We start from the raw sequence: 15,053 nt of genomic DNA on the forward strand, positions 1-15,053 counted from the left end.
GTTCAATAGCACGCTTAGCGCATCGTCGCGGGCCAGTTGCGCGCGGCATGGAGAACGCGGACAATAGATACGCCTGTCGCAACCTGTTCGTAAAAGATCAGATAGTTTCCCTTTGGGAAGATCCTGAGCCCTTGGCGGATCTCATTTCTGGCCGAACCGGATTGCGCGAAGTCGCCGAGCAGGCTGAATGTTACGAAGAGGTCATCCTGCCATTTCAGCGCCGCCGCCGGGTTGTCGCGGCTGATATAGTTCATGATGGCCGCGATATCGCGTCTGGCTTGCGGACGCAGACGGAAGCCCATCAGACTGCCTTACGAAGACCGGCTTGAAATTCTTCGCGGATTTGTCTGAAGGCTTCATCGCCGTCAATGAGATCGCCGCTGGCTTGCCCTTCGTCCCAAAGGCGGCCAATTTCTTCCGGCGTGTATCCATGCACCAAGCGGCTCGCCTGCCATGTCTCAAGCGCTTGCCCGATAATCGCCTCGACGGACGGATATGTTCCCGCTTCAACGAGGGCACGCAGGGCGGCGCTGTGCTCATCATTCAGCTCGACACGGATCCTGTCTCTGCCGCTCATTGGCCGCATCTCCTCTTTAATGGTTCAAATTAGCATAATCCGAGCGCTCATCCAACGCCGCCTTCGCATGATAAAATAGTTCAAGCTCAACTCGTTCGCACAAAATTCAAACAATCGCCTCTGCCGCTTAAATTTGATGCTTATCAAGCGATTAACCTCAGGTCCTCCGCCCGACAAATCAGACAAAGATCAATTTCTCGGCGCCCCACGCCCATCATCGCGGCAAAACAGGCGAAATTTCTTGTCCAAACGATAAATATTTGACCATTCGGTAAATATTACAAAGCGCCAGGCAATAAGTTTTTGTTTTTAATATCTTTTACAAACTGGCACACCGATTGCTTCCTTAGTCGCAACCCGCCCGCTCTATCTGCGGGAGCTCAAAACAGGAGGTTCGACTATGGAAATCGGCGTCTTCATTCCCATCGGCAACAATGGCTGGCTCATTTCCGAGAACGCCCCTCAATATAAGCCCAGCTTCGAGTTCAACAAGGAAATCACGCTCAAGGCCGAGAAATACGGTTTTGATTTCGCGCTGTCGATGATCAAGCTGCGCGGTTTCGGCGGCAAGACGGAGTTCTGGGATTACAATCTCGAAAGCTTCACGCTGATGGCGGGACTGGCCGCCGTGACCTCGAAGATCAAGCTGTTCGGCACCGCCGCCACGCTGGTCATGCCGCCGGCGATCGTTGCGCGCATGGCGACCACCATCGATTCCATCTCCGGCGGCCGCTTCGGCGTCAATCTTGTCACCGGCTGGCAGCGGCCGGAATACAGCCAGATGGGCCTGTGGCCGGGCGACGACTATTTCGCCGACCGCTACGCCTATCTCGGCGAATACACGACCGTGCTCAAGGAACTCTTGACCACCGGCCAGTCCGACCTCAAGGGCAAATATTTCCAGATGGACGATTGCCGGATGAAGCCGGTGCCTGAGGGCGATGTGAAGCTGATCTGCGCCGGCTCGTCCAACCAGGGCATGGCTTTCTCGGCAGAATTTGCCGATTACAGCTTCTGCTTCGGCGTCGGCGTCAACACGCCCAAGGCCTTTGCGCCCACCAATGAACGCCTACTGGCCGCCACCGAAAAAACCGGCCGCGAGGTGCGCTCCTTCGTGCTGACCATGGTGATTGCCGAGGACACCACCGAAGCCGCCTTCGCCAAATGGGAGCATTACAAGGCCGGCGCTGACGAGGACGCCATCAAGTGGCTCGGCCTGCAGAGTGCGGCCGACACCAAATCCGGCTCCGACACCAATGTGCGGCATATGTCCAACCCCGTTTCGGCCGTCAACATCAATATGGGCACGCTGATCGGCTCCTATGCCGAAGTCGCCGCCATGCTCGACGAGATGAGCGAAGTGCCTGGCACCGGCGGCGTGATGCTGACCTTCGACGATTTCCTCGAAGGCATCGAGAAATTCGGCCAGCATGTGCAGCCGCTGATGAAGAGCCGCAGCCACATCACCCCCATGCTGGAGGCCGCCGAATGAGCACTGTCACTGCTGGCTACCAGCCCCGCACCGCCAGCCGCCAGAGCGTCACGCTGCCGGCGCGTCCTGAGCCGATCACGCTCAACCCGTCAGAAACCGCGGTCGTGGTGGTCGACATGCAGAACGCCTATTCCACCGAAGGCGGCTATGTCGATCTCGCCGGCTTCGATATTTCCGGCGCCAAATCCACCATCGGCAACATCAAGAAGACGCTGGATGCGGCCCGGGCCAATGGCGTGCTGGTCGTCTATTTCCAGAATGGCTGGGATCCAGACTATGTCGAGGCGGGCGGTCCCGGCTCGCCCAACTGGCACAAGTCCAATGCGCTCAAACATATGCGCGCCAATCCCGAATTGCAGGGACAATTGCTCGCCAAGGGCACCTGGGACTACGCCATTGTCGACGAGTTGAAGCCGCAGCCCGGCGACATCCTCGTGCCCAAGACGCGCTATTCCGGCTTCTTCAACACCAATATGGACAGCGTGCTGCGCGCCCGCGGCATCCGCAACCTCGTCTTCGTCGGCATCGCCACCAATGTCTGCGTCGAAAGCTCGCTGCGCGACGCCTTCCACCTCGAATATTTCGGCGTGATGCTGGAAGACGCCACCCACCATCTGGGCCCCGACTTCATCCAGCAGGCGACCGTCTACAATGTCGAAAAATTCTTCGGCTGGGTCGCCACCGTCAATGATTTCTGCGGCGCGATCAGCCAGGCCGCGCCCGCCGACGCCACCTGAACCACAACCATACGGAGAGAACCAATGCCGAAGACCATCATCGTTCCCGAAGGCACCCAGAAGCCGATCGCGCCCTATTCGCCCGGCGCGCTCGCCGATGGCGTGCTCTATGTCTCGGGCACCCTGCCCTTCGACAAGAACAACGACGTCGTCCATGTCGGCGACGCCGGAGCCCAGACGCGCCATGTGCTCGAAACCATCAAATCAGTGGTTGAGACCGCCGGCGGCACGATGGAAGACGTGGTGATGAACCACATCTTCGTCACCGACTGGGCCAATTACCAGGCGGTCAACGCGGTCTATGCCGAATATTTCCCCGGCGACAAGCCCGCCCGCTATTGCGTGCAATGCGGCCTGGTGAAGCCTGACGCGCTGGTGGAGATCGCTACGGTGGCGCATATCGGGAAGTAAGTGGCGGAGCTTAACCCCGCCCCAAACCCCTCCCACAAGGGGGAGGGGCTAACCCAGTCGCCCCCACATCGTTCAAAGGCCCATCCTGCACCAGGCTTAAGATGAAGAGGCCGCATCGCCGCGAGTTAAGCCCCTCCCCCTTGTGGGGAGGGGTTTGGGGCGGGGTCTTGACACAACCACATTGAGCGCATCCCATGCATTACGACATCCACGGCTCCACAGACCCAAGCGCCCCCACCATCCTCCTCTCCTCCGGCCTCGGCGGCTCCGGCGCCTACTGGGCGCCGCAGATCGAGGCGCTGGCGAAAACCCACCGCGTGGTAACCTATGATCACACCGGCTGCGGACGCACCGGCGGCGAGGTTCCTGACCAAGGCGGCATTCGCGCCATGGCCGATGATGTGCTGGAGATCGCCGACGCCTTGAAGCTCGAGACCTTTCATTTCATCGGCCATGCGCTCGGCGGATTGATGGGGCTCGACATTGCGCTCCGCCAGCCGGGCCGCATCGGCAAGATGGTTCTGATCAACGCCTGGAGCAAGGCCGATCCCCATTCCGGCCGCTGCTTTGACGTGCGCATCGAACTGCTGGAAAAATCCGGCGTCCCGGCTTTCGTCAAGGCGCAGCCGCTGTTTCTCTACCCGGCGATTTACATGGCCGACAATCCCGAACGGATGGCCGCAGAAGAAGCCCATGCGATCGCCCATTTCCAGGGAAAAACCAACATCCTCCGCCGCATCGCGGCGCTCCGCACCTTTGATGTTGACGCCGCGCTTGAAAAGATCGAGACGCCGACGCTGGTCTACGCCACCCGCGACGATCTGCTCGTCCCCTACTCCCGCTCAGAACGTCTCGCAGCTGGCCTGCCCAACGCCCGGCTTCATCTCGAAAATTTCGGCGGACACGCCGTCAATGTCGTCTATCCGCAAGCCTTCAATTCAACCGTGCTCGATTTCCTCGCCTGAGCCGCAAAAAGGGATTTTTATCATGCTGGCAGCCAAGAAAATCGAAACTGCAGACACCGCAGCCGAGCGCAGCGCCGCCTATCGCAACGCCATGGCGCGTCTCGCCGCCGCCGTCACCATCGTCACCACCGATGGCGAAGCGGGGCGCGCTGGCTTTGCCGCCACCGCCGTCACCAGCGTCTCCGACAATCCCCCCACTCTGCTCGTCTGCCTCAACAAAGGCTCATCGGCCTATCCGGCTGTGAAAGCCAATGGCGTGGTCACCGTCAACGTCCTCTCGGCCGACCACCAAAACCTCAGTCGCCTGTTCGGAGGCAAGACGCCCGTGGACGAGCGCTTCGCCGGCGCCGAATGGGAGAGAACCGAGACTGGCGCCTGGCGCCTGCCCGACGCGCTTGTCGCCTTCGATTGCCGCATCGCTTCGGTCGCCGATGGCGCGACCCATGATGTGCTGTTCTGCGAAGTGCTGGAGACGGTGATCAGGCCGGATGGCGAGGCGCTGGTGTATTTCGATCGAGGGTATCGAGTGGTGTGACGCCTATTGGGCGGAACGCGGACCAGATTGCCGCGCGGCCCGCCCGATGATACGCCTGCCGCATGCTGAAGCAAATCTTGATCGTCAGAAGACATCCTTATGAAGAACCGCACCACACGGAACTCGAAATCATAGCATCCGACGGGGAATTTGCCGGACGGGTTCGGTTCTTCACTTCTGTCGAGACGATCACAGACCTTGCGAAGGGCCTGATCGCCTTTTGCGATGACCCGAACTCGGAGTTCATATACCGCAGTGACGGTCGCGGCTCTGCATTCCGCATGACTTGCCGCTCCAGCAACAAGACGGGGAATTGCGCTTTGGAAATCGATATGCGGGCTGATGCAGCACGTCCTTTCGAAGGATCATGTCTACTGACACTCCATTCGGACATCGGTGCGATCGTGAAGCTCGGTGCGCGACTTCGAGAATTCAGCCGCCTTTCGTATGAAGAATTGCATTGGCTGCCGAACGGGGATGGGCGGATGTTTGAAAAACACCAAAAGGAATAGCAAACATCTTGCTTTCAGGCCCACACCAATGCCCCGAGGCAAATGATCAGATCGGAATGCCTGACGCTCATTGGGCGGCAGATAATGTCCGCATGTCACGAAAGAAAAGTTCGATTTCCACCGACTGCCCCAGTTGTGAGAGAATCTCAACGAGCCGGTCAATGCTGATATCAGAAAGCGACGCTCTTCGGATCCGTATCAACTCCTCGGCATTCATCCCTGGATGTGCATCAAAAAACTCGGCGGACAAGTCATCATTGCCAATCACGGCGATGATCTCGGCTGCCAGCTTCGATTTGGCGCTCAAGACCTCTGCGTTAGGATAGCCGAAATCGCGGAAGACATTGCCGCTGCCGCGAACCAGTTCGAAATCATCATCGGTGCTCATCACAGTGCTTCCCGCAATTGTCGCACTCTCCGCTTGATCAGATCAATTTCATGCTGAGGCGTCTTGATGCCGGTCTTCGACTTCTTCTGAAAAGCGTGGACGACCCAAAGATCGTCGCCAATCTGGACGGCATAGATAACACGAAACGCATCGCCGCGAAACGGCAGCGCAATTTCAAACACGCCGCCGTCGATCCCCTTTAAAGGTTTCGCTATAATCGCTTTCTGGCCCTGAGCGGCGATATCAAGAGCTGTCAGGATCTCCAACTGCGCTGCAGCCGGAAATGTCTCAAACTCTCGCCTTGCCGGCTTTATCCAGGATATTGCCCTTATCGTGACCTGTCCCTCTCCAATAGAAGAAGGATCCACCGTGGCAAATCAACCAGAACGCGTCAATACCACCCCAGCGCCACCTGCGCCTCTTCGCTCATGCGCTCGGCAGACCACGGCGGATCAAAGGTCATGCTGACCTCCACGCCCTGCACGCCTTCCACGGCGCTGACGGCGTTTTCCACCCAGCCGGGCATTTCGCCGGCCACCGGGCAACCCGGCGCGGTCAACGTCATGACGATCTTGACCATGCGGTCGTCTTCGATGTCGACGCGGTAGATCAGGCCGAGCTCGTAGATATCAGCCGGGATTTCCGGGTCATAGACCGTCTTCAGCGCCGCGATGATATCGTCCGACAGGCGGTCGAGTTCTTCGGGCGGGATGGTCGATTGCACCAGGCCCATGCGCGCATCGATCTTTTCAGCGTCTTCGGTCATGGCCATATCCTTCAGGCGAAAAATTTGCGGGCGTGTTCGAGCGCATCCACCAGCGCATCGACTTCGGCCCGGGTGTTGTAAAGCGCAAATGATGCGCGGCATGTAGAGGTGACGCCAAAGCGTTGCAAGAGCGGCTGGGCGCAATGGGTGCCGGCGCGCACCGCCACCCCGCGGCGATCGATGACCATCGACACATCATGGGCGTGAATGCCTTCAAGCTCAAACGAGAAGATGCCGCCCTTGCCGGGCGCATTGCCGATGATCCGGAGAGAATTGACCGAGCGCAGTCGCTCCGCCGCATAGGCCGCAAGCCCCGCCTCATGCTCGGCAATCGCCGCGCGGCCGATCTTCTCCATATAATCGAGCGCATAGCCCAGGCCGATCGCCTGTACGATCGGCGGCGTGCCGGCCTCGAAGCGATGCGGCGGCTCGTTATAGGTCACCGCATCCATGGTCACCTCGGAAATCATCTCGCCGCCGCCCATGAAGGGCCGCATGGCCTTGAGGCGCTCCGGCTTGCCATAGAGCACACCGATGCCCGAGGGGCCATAAAGCTTGTGGCCGGTCATCACATACCAGTCGCAATCGATGTCGCGCACATCAACAGGCATGTGGACGGCGCCCTGGCTGCCATCGACCAGCACCGGAATGCCGCGCTCATGGGCGATGCGGCAGATTTCCTTGACATTAACGACCGTGCCCAGCGCATTGGACATATGGGTGATGGCGACCAGCTTGGTCTTGTCGGTGAGGCATTTGACGAAATCGTCGATGTGGAAGGCGCCCTCGTCATCCACAGGCGCCCAGACGAGCTTGGCGCCCTGTCGCTCACGGATGAAGTGCCAGGGCACGATATTGGAGTGGTGCTCCATGATCGACAGCACGATCTCGTCGCCCTCGCCGATATGCGGCATACCCCAGCCATAGGCGACCGTGTTGATCGCCTCGGTCGAGGATTTGGTGAAGATGATGTCGTCGACCGAACCGGCGTTCAGGAAGGCCCTGACCTTTTCGCGCGCGCCCTCATAAGCGTCGGTGGCGGCGTTGGAGAGGAAATGCAGGCCGCGATGCACATTGGCGTATTCGCTCGAATAGGCATGGCTGATGGCGTCGATGACGCTTTGCGGCTTCTGCGCCGAAGCGCCATTGTCGAGATAGACAAGCGGTTTGCCATAGACGGTCTTCGACAGGATCGGAAAATCCTTGCGGATGGCCTCGACGTCATAAGCAGTCATGTCGATGTCCTTCGGATCGATGTCCGGTTGTTTCTATGCGATCTGCGATGAGGAGGGTCGCCCCTCATCCGGCCTGCCGGCCACCTTCTCCCCGCAAGCGGGGCGAAGGAGACTCGTGGCGAGAGGTCGCTCCATCTCCCTTCTCCCCGCCTGCGGGGAGAAGGTGGCGGCAGCCGGATGAGGGGCAGCCGCCCATATTAGAGCCCATCACCCTACATGCGTGTCCAGCCAGTCGCCGATCACGCCCTTAAGCGCCTCGACGAGAGCCTCGTCCTCAAGCTCCTCGACGATCTCCTGCACAAAGGCCTGCACGAGCAGCGCCCGGGCCTTGGGCTCGCTGATGCCGCGCGACTTGAGATAGAAGAGATGCGTGTCGCTGATATCGGCAACGGTCGCGCCATGGCCGCATTGCACATCGTCGGCGAAGATTTCGAGTTCCGGCTTGGCGGAAAACTCTGCCTCATCCGACAGAAGCAACGTGTTGCACGACATCTTGGCGTCGGTCTTCTGCGCGTCGGGCGCGACCCGGATCTGGCCCTGGAACACGCCGCGCGCCTGGTCGAACACCACATTACGGATGATTTCGGTCGAGGTCGTGTCGGCCACATTATGGCCGAGCGACATCGTCACATCCGTATGCGTCTGCCCGCCGAGCAGATTGATGCCGCGCAGCGTAAACGCCGAGCCCTCACCGTCCACATCGACAAAGATGTCCTGGCGCACAAGCTTGCCGCCTGCATTGAGCACATAGAGGGTGAGCTTGGCGTCGCGGCCGAATTTCACCCGGATCTGGCCGAGATGTTGATCCGCCCCACCCTGCTGTTGCTGGATGATCCAGATGATGTCGGAGCCAGCGCCCAGCGTGATGTCGGAGACATGCGACACAAGCGATGCTGCGTCGCCGCCCGCCAGATGCCGCTCGATGACCGTCGCTTTCGCGCCCGCACCAAAATGCACAGGCAAGCGCGTGTTGACGAAACCGCCGCCCTGGATGAACTGGAATTCGACGGGGGCGGCGCCCTGATAGCCTTCAGGGAAATTCACCGCATAACCATCGGTGACGAAGCCGCCATTGACGCGGGCCACGGCGTCGTCGGCATGGCGCAGCGCCAGCCCCTTCAGCGCCGAGCCGTCGCGCAGGCTCTCGGCATAGGTCTTGACCGATGCGCCAGCGATTGCTGAGCGGGCGGTCGCCTCGCCATTGACAACCGCCAGGACGGTCGACCCCGCAACCAGAGGCTCGGCCACGCCCGGCGTGGTGGCGAATGTCTGGGCCGGAACTGTGCGCAGCAGCGAGCGCAGGTCGGTGTAGTGCCAGGCCTCACGCCGGCGCGTCGGCAGGCCCAGCGTCTTGATGCCCTGCACCAGCGTCGAGCGCTGCGTGGTGATGGCGGCGTCGCCGGGCAATTGCCCCAGCGCGCCACCGAAAGCCTCAAGCAGCGCCGTCTCGGCCGCCGTCGGCTGGATCTGTGTCTGGATCGTCATGTCGTCAATCCTTATCAGGCCGCCGCGCCGATGATGTCGGCATAGCCATTGGCCTCAAGCTCGTGGGCCAGTTCCTTCGGCCCGGTCTTGATGATCTGGCCCTTGTAGAGCACATGCACCGTATCCGGCACGATATAGTCGAGCAGGCGCTGATAGTGGGTGATCACGATCACCGCGCGGTCGGGCGAACGCAGCGCATTGACGCCTTCCGAGACGATCTTCAGCGCATCGATGTCGAGGCCGGAATCGGTCTCGTCGAGCACGCAAAGCTTCGGCTGCAACAGCGCCATCTGCAGGATCTCGGCGCGCTTCTTTTCGCCGCCGGAGAAGCCCACATTGAGCGGCCGCTTGAGCATATCAGGATTGATCTTGAGGTCGGCGGCGGCCGCCTTCACCTGCTTCATGAAGTCAGGCGTGGTCAGTTCGGCTTCGCCGCGCGCCTTGCGCTGCTCGTTCATCGCGACCTTCAGGAACTGCATGGTCGCCACGCCCGGAATTTCCACCGGATACTGGAAAGCCAGGAAAATGCCCTTCGACGCGCGCTCGGCCGGATCCAGCTCGAGAATGCTCTCGCCATTGAACAGAATGTCGCCTTCGGTGACTTCATAGTCCTCGCGGCCCGACAGAATGTAGGAGAGCGTCGACTTGCCCGAGCCGTTCGGCCCCATGATGGCGGCGACTTCGCCGGCCTTCACGGTCAGGTTCAGGCCGCGAATGATCTCCGTGCCGTCTTCGGCGATGCGGGCGTGCAGGTTTCTGATTTCAAGCATGGTGTTTCTTCCTGTCATATCGCGGGTTTCAAGGACCCGCATATTTCCAATTCATTCTCCCCGGCCAAGACCGGGATTGTTCATTCTCCTGCGGCGAACCGCTTCATCACCGCGCCTGCGTCGCGCAACAGAGCTTCGACTTTCGGCGTCAAAACATCGAAGCGACTATCATCGAAATCCGCCAACGTGCCCTTGGGGCTTGGGTAGCGGTATCGGGTCGCCGCCGGCGACAATTCGTCCAATTCAAGGAACCGCTCGAACAACACATGCCCCTTGGGCAGGAGATCGGCCAAGCCCCGAATATTGTGCATCGTGCCCGCTGGTACAGATTCCGTTTCCAGCACGCCACGAAGCAGTTTCTCGACGGACTGCTGCAAAAAATAGGCAGCCTGCCGCCGATGATCCGTCCTCAACTGCATGGCCACATCGAACTCTTCCTTCGCAAGCTGAAGAAAGGATCGAACCCTAAGCCGCTGCAAGTCCTCCGGCGTCATTCAAGGCGCCTCGCCATAAACTAGTCGTCCATTGTCGACGATCTGTCGAACGAAAGACGTCTTCAAGCCAAGGCTGGCCCGATAGACCTCCATGTCGCAGGGCACTACATCCGCGCCGATTCCGGTATGGCGCAAAGGCGCATCCACCAGTTCATAATCGTCGCAGCCGAAGCTACCGTCTTGCTTGGCCAGAACCAGCAGATCGAAGTCGCTGTCATCCCGCGCAGAACCATTAGCCCGGCTACCGAACAACCAGATGGCCTGTGGATCGAGCGCCTTGGACAGTCGATCAACGAGGACAGCCAATGCGTCGCCCTCGCTATCTCGCCCGCCGAAATTCGCCCGAACCGCCGTCATTGGATCACCCCACCGAACCCTCAAGCGAAATATTAATCAGCTTCTGCGCTTCCACCGCAAATTCCATCGGCAGTTCCTGGATGACTTCGCGCACGAAGCCGTTGACGATCAGCGCCAGCGCAGCCTCTTCGGGAATGCCGCGCTGCATGCAGTAGAACAGATGGTCTTCCGACACTTTCGATGTCGTCGCCTCATGTTCAAGCTGCGCCTTGGAGTTCTTGGCCTCGATATAGGGCACGGTATGGGCGCCGCATTTGTCGCCGATCAGCAGGCTGTCGCACTGGGTGAAGTTGCGCGCATTCTCCGCCTTGCGGTGGATCGACACCTGGCCGCGATAGGTGTTCTGCGAGCGGCCGGCCGAAATGCCCTTGGAGATGATGCGGCTCGACGTGTTCTTGCCGAGATGGATCATCTTGGTGCCAGAATCGACCTGCTGATAGCCGTTGGAGACAGCGATCGAGTAGAATTCACCGCGCGAGCCATCGCCGCGCAGGATGCAGGACGGATATTTCCAGGTGATCGCCGAGCCGGTTTCCACCTGCGTCCAGGAGATCTTGGAATTCTTGCCCCGGCAATCGCCGCGCTTGGTGACGAAATTGTAGATGCCGCCCTTGCCGTCCTTGTCGCCGGGATACCAGTTCTGCACCGTCGAGTATTTGATCTCGGCGTCATCGAGCGCCACGAGCTCGACCACGGCGGCGTGCAACTGATTCTCGTCGCGCTGCGGCGCGGTGCAGCCTTCGAGATAGGACACATAGGCGCCCTCTTCAGCGATGATCAGCGTGCGCTCGAACTGGCCGGTGTTCTTCTCGTTGATGCGGAAATAGGTCGACAGCTCCATCGGGCAACGCACGCCCTTGGGAATGTAGACGAAGGAGCCGTCGGTGAAGACGGCGCAATTCAGCGTCGCATAATAATTGTCGGTCACCGGCACGACCGAACCGAGATATTTGCGCACCAGATCGGGATGTTCGCGCAGCGCTTCGGAGATCGACATGAAGATCACGCCGGCCTTCTTCAGCTCTTCCTTGAAGGTGGTGACGACCGAGACGGAATCGAACACCGCGTCGACGGCGATTCTGCGGTTCTGCACGCCGGCCAGGATTTCCTGCTCGCGCAAGGGAATGCCGAGCTTCTCATAGGTCTTGAGGATTTCCGGATCAACATCATCGATCGACATCGGGCCGGACTGGCTCTTCGGCGCCGAATAATAGCTGATGGAGTTGAAATCGATCTTCGGATAATCGACGCGCGCCCATTCGGGCTCGACCATGGTCAGCCAACGGCGATAGGCTTCAAGCCGCCATTCCAGCATCCATTCCGGCTCGTCCTTCTTGGCCGAGATCAGTCGAATGACATCTTCGTTCAGGCCGGGCGGCAGCGTGTTGGATTCGATATTGCTCTCGAAGCCGTATTTGTACTGGTCCACATCGATCGCGCGGACCTGGTCTATGGTTTCTTGAACCGCAGCCATGTCGATCTCCAATCTCGCCGGGTCAAGGCCGGCAGCTTGTTGTCGTTTGACGGTTTACACCGCCGTTATATAGGTTTGCCAGAAAGCTTTTTTCACCGTTCCGGCAAGCGGAAAATTGATTTTCCGCATGAAATTACGCTGCATCCGCCTTTCCCAGCCGCGAGGCGACCTTGCGAAACGCCGTCAGAAAGAGCGCCGCCTCGTCCTCGCGGGTTTCAGGACCAATGGAGATACGCAGCGCGCCGAGCCGAGGATCTAGCCCCATCGCTTTCAGCACATGGCTTTCGCTCACCTTGCCCGACGAGCAGGCCGAACCGGCCGACAGCGCCACGCCCTCAAGATCGAAAGCGATCTGCCCCGTCTCGGGCTTCAATCCCTCAAGCGAGAAGAAACTGGTATTTGGCAAACGCGGTGCATTCTTCGCATGAAGGACCACCCCGGGGGCGATCGCCATCATCTCAGCTTCGATTCGATCGCGCAGGACGCTAAGCGCCGCCGCGCGCTCGGTGACGCCGAGGGCGGCGCGGACCGCCGCAGCGCCGAAACCGGCGATAGCGCCAGCATTCTCTGTGCCCGAGCGGTGGCCTTTTTCCTGACCGCCGCCGCGCAAAAGCGGCGCGGGCATCAGCGTTTCGCCGCGCGCCACAAGCGCGCCCGCGCCCTTGGGTCCACCGATCTTGTGCGATGACAGGATAAGAAAATCAGCTTCCAGCCTGTCGATATCGAGCGGAAGCCGCCCCAACGCCTGCACCGCGTCGACCACCAGCAATCCGCCGGCCTGATGCGTGAGGCGGGCGATATCGGCGATCGGCTGCAGTACGCCGGTCTCGTTATTGGCGGCCATCACGGCGACCATGGGCAGGCCCGAGGCCTTATCATGGGCGTCGAGCAGCCCTAAGAGCGCATCGAGATCGACGACGCCGTCGCCATTGACCGGAATGAGCGCGACAGCATCGGAGGAAAACCGGCCGCCATCGAACACCGCCTTGTGCTCGGTCGCCGACACATACAGCCTGCTGACCACAAGCGGCGCCCGCCCCATGCGGAACTCAGGCGTCAGCACCAGATTGGCGGCTTCCGTGGCGCCGCTGGTGAAAATGACATTGGCGGCCTTGCCGCCGACGGCTTCGGCAACAAAGCGCCGCGCCGTCTCGATTTCGCGCCTGATAGCGCGGCCTTCATTGTGGACCGAGGACGGATTGCCGGGCATGAGGCTGACGCGCAGGAAGGCTTCGCGCGCGTCATCGAGAAGCGGCGCGGTGGCGTTCCAGTCCATATAGGCGCGCGGGCGGATCATTCTGGCCTTTCCATGGTGTCGGACGATGCGCCAAGCGCATTTTCCTTGAAATTTTGGTCCTGCCTGTCTTATGAAGCGTCACACGAAACGGGCTGATGCCCAAACTTTCGAATGGTTCTAAACTAGCTCTTAGAAAAGCTGACTTGTTTCGTCAAGACTGGAATATGCTTTCCGGGCTTTTTTAGTGGACCGTCAATCGCGGAGTGAGAATGCCTGAAGTTATCTTCAATGGTCCTGCCGGACGCCTGGAAGGCCGCTATCAGCCCTCGAAGCAGAAAAGCGCGCCGATCGCGATCATCCTTCATCCGCATCCGCAGTTCGGCGGCACGATGAACAATCAGATCGTCTACCAGCTGTTCTACATGTTCCAGAAGCGCGGCTTCACCACGCTGCGCTTCAACTTCCGCTCGATCGGTCGCAGCCAGGGCGAATTCGACCATGGCGCCGGCGAATTGTCGGACGCAGCTTCGGCGCTCGATTGGGTCCAGAGCCTGCATCCGGATTCCAAGAGCTGCTGGGTCGCCGGCTATTCCTTCGGCTCCTGGATCGGCATGCAGTTGCTGATGCGCCGACCCGAGATCGAAGGTTTCATCTCGGTCGCGCCGCAGCCGAACATCTATGATTTCTCCTTCCTCGCGCCCTGCCCCTCGTCCGGCCTGATCATCAACGGCGATTCCGACAAGGTCGCGCCGGAAAAGGACGTGCTCGGCCTGGTCGACAAGCTCAAGCAGCAGAAGGGCATCCTGATCACCCACAAGACGGTGCCGGGCGCAAACCACTTCTTCTCCGGCCAGATGGAGCCGCTGATCGACGAATGCGGCGACTATCTCGATCGCCGCATGGCCGGCGAACTTGTGCCGGAACCGGCGGCCAAGCGGATCAGGTAATCGGGTCATGAATATCGTCGTCGATACGAATGTCTTCATTGGCGCTTGTATCGGCGGCGGGGCATCATCCAAGGTGATTGAGGCCTGTATCCGAGGCGCGGCGCATCCATTGATGTCCGACGCTCTTCTTCTCGAATATGAAGACGTATTGGGTCGAAGCGACCTCTTCCTGAGAGCTCGGCTGAACAGCGACGAGCGTTGGGCGCTGTTCGAGATCCTCATGAGCAAGGCGCAGTGGCAGAACATCTATTTCAGATGGCGGCCAAATCTCCGCGACGCGGGCGACAACCACATTGTGGAACTGGCCATAGCGGCAGGCGCGGGCGCCATCGTCACAAACAATCTTCGCGATTTCAGTGGCGGAAATATAAAATTCGACCATATTCAAGTGATGAGACCAGACGAATTCATCAGGGAGATTTCCGGATGACCGCTATCACTCTATCGCTTCCGCAGGACACTGTGAGCAAAGCTCAAGACATCGCGCGCGATCGCAACATGGATCTCAGCGCGCTGGTCTCAGAATTGATGCAAGAAATGGTGCGAAGCCATGAGGCGGAACTTCGCTTCCGCGCCTATGCCGAACGCGGAAGGGGGCGCGAAGAAGAAGCCCTCGCGCTTTTGGGACGCGACTGATTTCTCGGGTTTTGCGGCAGCCTGACGCATTCGTT

Annotated in this window: 21 protein-coding genes; 9 read left to right on the forward strand and 12 right to left on the reverse strand. The window is 59.9% G+C overall.

The features are described 5' to 3' along the window. Positions 1-14: 14 nt before the first annotated feature. Positions 15-302, reverse strand: a complete 288-nt coding sequence (locus M2360_RS12580; protein WP_280775488.1) for a type II toxin-antitoxin system RelE/ParE family toxin — start codon at positions 300-302, stop codon at positions 15-17. After that, a complete protein-coding gene (locus tag M2360_RS12585) occupies positions 302-577 on the reverse strand; it encodes a hypothetical protein (RefSeq protein ID WP_280775489.1) in 276 nt (91 codons plus the stop codon). The genes M2360_RS12580 and M2360_RS12585 overlap by 1 nt, the downstream gene beginning before the upstream one ends. 400 nt (positions 578-977) lie before the next feature. Between M2360_RS12585 and rutA the strand changes: the two genes are divergently transcribed. The 6 genes from rutA to M2360_RS12615 all read left to right on the forward strand — a co-directional run bounded on the left by rutA (position 978) and on the right by M2360_RS12615 (position 5,229). After that, complete coding sequence (gene rutA / locus M2360_RS12590) at positions 978-2,069, forward strand: pyrimidine utilization protein A (protein ID WP_280775490.1); 1,092 nt, start codon at positions 978-980, stop codon at positions 2,067-2,069. Then, complete coding sequence (gene rutB / locus M2360_RS12595; RefSeq protein ID WP_280775491.1) at positions 2,066-2,806, forward strand: pyrimidine utilization protein B; 741 nt, start codon at positions 2,066-2,068, stop codon at positions 2,804-2,806. Before rutA ends, rutB begins: the two co-directional genes overlap by 4 nt. Positions 2,807-2,830: 24 nt before the next feature. Beyond that, complete coding sequence (gene rutC / locus M2360_RS12600) at positions 2,831-3,217, forward strand: pyrimidine utilization protein C (RefSeq protein WP_280775492.1); 387 nt, start codon at positions 2,831-2,833, stop codon at positions 3,215-3,217. A 194-nt stretch (positions 3,218-3,411) separates the two neighbouring features. Then, entirely contained in the window at positions 3,412-4,182 is a 771-nt protein-coding gene (gene rutD / locus M2360_RS12605; protein WP_280775493.1) for a pyrimidine utilization protein D, read from the forward strand. Between the two features lie 22 nt (positions 4,183-4,204). Further along, on the forward strand, positions 4,205-4,717 hold the full coding sequence (locus M2360_RS12610; protein ID WP_280775494.1) for a flavin reductase: 513 nt from the start codon (positions 4,205-4,207) through the stop codon (positions 4,715-4,717). Between the two features lie 62 nt (positions 4,718-4,779). After that, on the forward strand, positions 4,780-5,229 hold the full coding sequence (locus tag M2360_RS12615) for a hypothetical protein (protein ID WP_280775495.1): 450 nt from the start codon (positions 4,780-4,782) through the stop codon (positions 5,227-5,229). 67 nt (positions 5,230-5,296) lie between these two features. Here the strand turns inward: M2360_RS12615 and M2360_RS12620 are convergent, their stop codons facing one another. The 10 genes from M2360_RS12620 to M2360_RS12665 all read right to left on the reverse strand — a co-directional run bounded on the left by M2360_RS12620 (position 5,297) and on the right by M2360_RS12665 (position 13,495). Beyond that, positions 5,297-5,617 (reverse strand): XRE family transcriptional regulator, encoded by a 321-nt coding sequence (locus M2360_RS12620; protein WP_280775496.1) that lies wholly within the window; start codon positions 5,615-5,617, stop codon positions 5,297-5,299. Next, a complete protein-coding gene (locus M2360_RS12625; protein ID WP_280775497.1) occupies positions 5,617-5,985 on the reverse strand; it encodes a type II toxin-antitoxin system RelE/ParE family toxin in 369 nt (122 codons plus the stop codon). The genes M2360_RS12620 and M2360_RS12625 overlap by 1 nt, the downstream gene beginning before the upstream one ends. A gap of 23 nt (positions 5,986-6,008) precedes the next feature. Further along, on the reverse strand, positions 6,009-6,389 hold the full coding sequence (locus M2360_RS12630) for an SUF system Fe-S cluster assembly protein (protein WP_280775498.1): 381 nt from the start codon (positions 6,387-6,389) through the stop codon (positions 6,009-6,011). 5 nt (positions 6,390-6,394) lie between these two features. Continuing rightward, positions 6,395-7,618 carry a cysteine desulfurase gene (locus M2360_RS12635; RefSeq protein WP_280775499.1) on the reverse strand — a complete coding sequence of 408 codons (1,224 nt, stop codon included), beginning with the start codon at positions 7,616-7,618 and terminating at the stop codon, positions 6,395-6,397. Positions 7,619-7,825: 207 nt separating this feature from the next. After that, positions 7,826-9,103, reverse strand: a complete 1,278-nt coding sequence (sufD, locus tag M2360_RS12640; protein ID WP_280775500.1) for a Fe-S cluster assembly protein SufD — start codon at positions 9,101-9,103, stop codon at positions 7,826-7,828. Positions 9,104-9,117: 14 nt separating this feature from the next. Further along, positions 9,118-9,873: a Fe-S cluster assembly ATPase SufC gene (sufC, locus tag M2360_RS12645; RefSeq protein WP_280775501.1), complete on the reverse strand. Its 756-nt coding sequence runs from the start codon at positions 9,871-9,873 to the stop codon at positions 9,118-9,120. Positions 9,874-9,953: 80 nt separating this feature from the next. Next, on the reverse strand, positions 9,954-10,367 hold the full coding sequence (locus tag M2360_RS12650; protein ID WP_280775502.1) for a HEPN domain-containing protein: 414 nt from the start codon (positions 10,365-10,367) through the stop codon (positions 9,954-9,956). After that, complete coding sequence (locus M2360_RS12655; protein WP_280775503.1) at positions 10,368-10,724, reverse strand: nucleotidyltransferase domain-containing protein; 357 nt, start codon at positions 10,722-10,724, stop codon at positions 10,368-10,370. A gap of 4 nt (positions 10,725-10,728) precedes the next feature. Beyond that, the gene (gene sufB, locus M2360_RS12660; RefSeq protein ID WP_280775504.1) at positions 10,729-12,198 is read right to left on the reverse strand and encodes a Fe-S cluster assembly protein SufB; all 1,470 of its coding nucleotides are present in this window, start codon (positions 12,196-12,198) and stop codon (positions 10,729-10,731) included. 133 nt (positions 12,199-12,331) lie between these two features. Then, the gene (locus M2360_RS12665; protein WP_280775505.1) at positions 12,332-13,495 is read right to left on the reverse strand and encodes a cysteine desulfurase family protein; all 1,164 of its coding nucleotides are present in this window, start codon (positions 13,493-13,495) and stop codon (positions 12,332-12,334) included. Between the two features lie 209 nt (positions 13,496-13,704). On the opposite strand from M2360_RS12665, the gene M2360_RS12670 reads away from it, so the two are divergent. From M2360_RS12670 to M2360_RS12680, 3 genes are read left to right on the forward strand one after another with little or no spacing between them, the layout of a single operon-like run. Beyond that, on the forward strand, positions 13,705-14,382 hold the full coding sequence (locus tag M2360_RS12670; RefSeq protein ID WP_280775506.1) for an alpha/beta hydrolase: 678 nt from the start codon (positions 13,705-13,707) through the stop codon (positions 14,380-14,382). 7 nt (positions 14,383-14,389) lie between these two features. Further along, positions 14,390-14,812 carry a putative toxin-antitoxin system toxin component, PIN family gene (locus M2360_RS12675; protein WP_280775507.1) on the forward strand — a complete coding sequence of 141 codons (423 nt, stop codon included), beginning with the start codon at positions 14,390-14,392 and terminating at the stop codon, positions 14,810-14,812. Beyond that, the gene (locus M2360_RS12680; protein WP_280775508.1) at positions 14,809-15,018 is read left to right on the forward strand and encodes a DUF6364 family protein; all 210 of its coding nucleotides are present in this window, start codon (positions 14,809-14,811) and stop codon (positions 15,016-15,018) included. Before M2360_RS12675 ends, M2360_RS12680 begins: the two co-directional genes overlap by 4 nt. The last annotated feature ends 35 nt before the right edge of the window (positions 15,019-15,053 follow it).

Source organism: Rhizobium sp. SG_E_25_P2 (assembly GCF_029892285.1).
Classification (GTDB): domain Bacteria; phylum Pseudomonadota; class Alphaproteobacteria; order Rhizobiales; family Rhizobiaceae; genus Rhizobium_E.

Excerpts from the sequence above, each read along its gene's own strand:
- sufD (WP_280775500.1), bottom strand. The coding sequence starts at position 9,103 with ATGACGATCCAGACACAGATCCAGCCGACGGCGGCCGAGACGGCGCTG.
- M2360_RS12680 (WP_280775508.1), top strand. The coding sequence starts at position 14,809 with ATGACCGCTATCACTCTATCGCTTCCGCAGGACACTGTGAGCAAAGCT.
- M2360_RS12615 (WP_280775495.1), top strand. The coding sequence starts at position 4,780 with ATGCTGAAGCAAATCTTGATCGTCAGAAGACATCCTTATGAAGAACCG.
- M2360_RS12630 (WP_280775498.1), bottom strand. The coding sequence starts at position 6,389 with ATGGCCATGACCGAAGACGCTGAAAAGATCGATGCGCGCATGGGCCTG.
- M2360_RS12675 (WP_280775507.1), top strand. The coding sequence starts at position 14,390 with ATGAATATCGTCGTCGATACGAATGTCTTCATTGGCGCTTGTATCGGC.
- rutB (WP_280775491.1), top strand. The coding sequence starts at position 2,066 with ATGAGCACTGTCACTGCTGGCTACCAGCCCCGCACCGCCAGCCGCCAG.
- sufB (WP_280775504.1), bottom strand. The coding sequence starts at position 12,198 with ATGGCTGCGGTTCAAGAAACCATAGACCAGGTCCGCGCGATCGATGTG.
- M2360_RS12665 (WP_280775505.1), bottom strand. The coding sequence starts at position 13,495 with ATGATCCGCCCGCGCGCCTATATGGACTGGAACGCCACCGCGCCGCTT.
- M2360_RS12670 (WP_280775506.1), top strand. The coding sequence starts at position 13,705 with ATGCCTGAAGTTATCTTCAATGGTCCTGCCGGACGCCTGGAAGGCCGC.
- M2360_RS12585 (WP_280775489.1), bottom strand. The coding sequence starts at position 577 with ATGAGCGGCAGAGACAGGATCCGTGTCGAGCTGAATGATGAGCACAGC.
- M2360_RS12620 (WP_280775496.1), bottom strand. The coding sequence starts at position 5,617 with ATGAGCACCGATGATGATTTCGAACTGGTTCGCGGCAGCGGCAATGTC.
- rutC (WP_280775492.1), top strand. The coding sequence starts at position 2,831 with ATGCCGAAGACCATCATCGTTCCCGAAGGCACCCAGAAGCCGATCGCG.
- M2360_RS12580 (WP_280775488.1), bottom strand. The coding sequence starts at position 302 with ATGGGCTTCCGTCTGCGTCCGCAAGCCAGACGCGATATCGCGGCCATC.
- M2360_RS12655 (WP_280775503.1), bottom strand. The coding sequence starts at position 10,724 with ATGACGGCGGTTCGGGCGAATTTCGGCGGGCGAGATAGCGAGGGCGAC.
- sufC (WP_280775501.1), bottom strand. The coding sequence starts at position 9,873 with ATGCTTGAAATCAGAAACCTGCACGCCCGCATCGCCGAAGACGGCACG.
- M2360_RS12650 (WP_280775502.1), bottom strand. The coding sequence starts at position 10,367 with ATGACGCCGGAGGACTTGCAGCGGCTTAGGGTTCGATCCTTTCTTCAG.
- M2360_RS12610 (WP_280775494.1), top strand. The coding sequence starts at position 4,205 with ATGCTGGCAGCCAAGAAAATCGAAACTGCAGACACCGCAGCCGAGCGC.
- rutD (WP_280775493.1), top strand. The coding sequence starts at position 3,412 with ATGCATTACGACATCCACGGCTCCACAGACCCAAGCGCCCCCACCATC.
- rutA (WP_280775490.1), top strand. The coding sequence starts at position 978 with ATGGAAATCGGCGTCTTCATTCCCATCGGCAACAATGGCTGGCTCATT.
- M2360_RS12635 (WP_280775499.1), bottom strand. The coding sequence starts at position 7,618 with ATGACTGCTTATGACGTCGAGGCCATCCGCAAGGATTTTCCGATCCTG.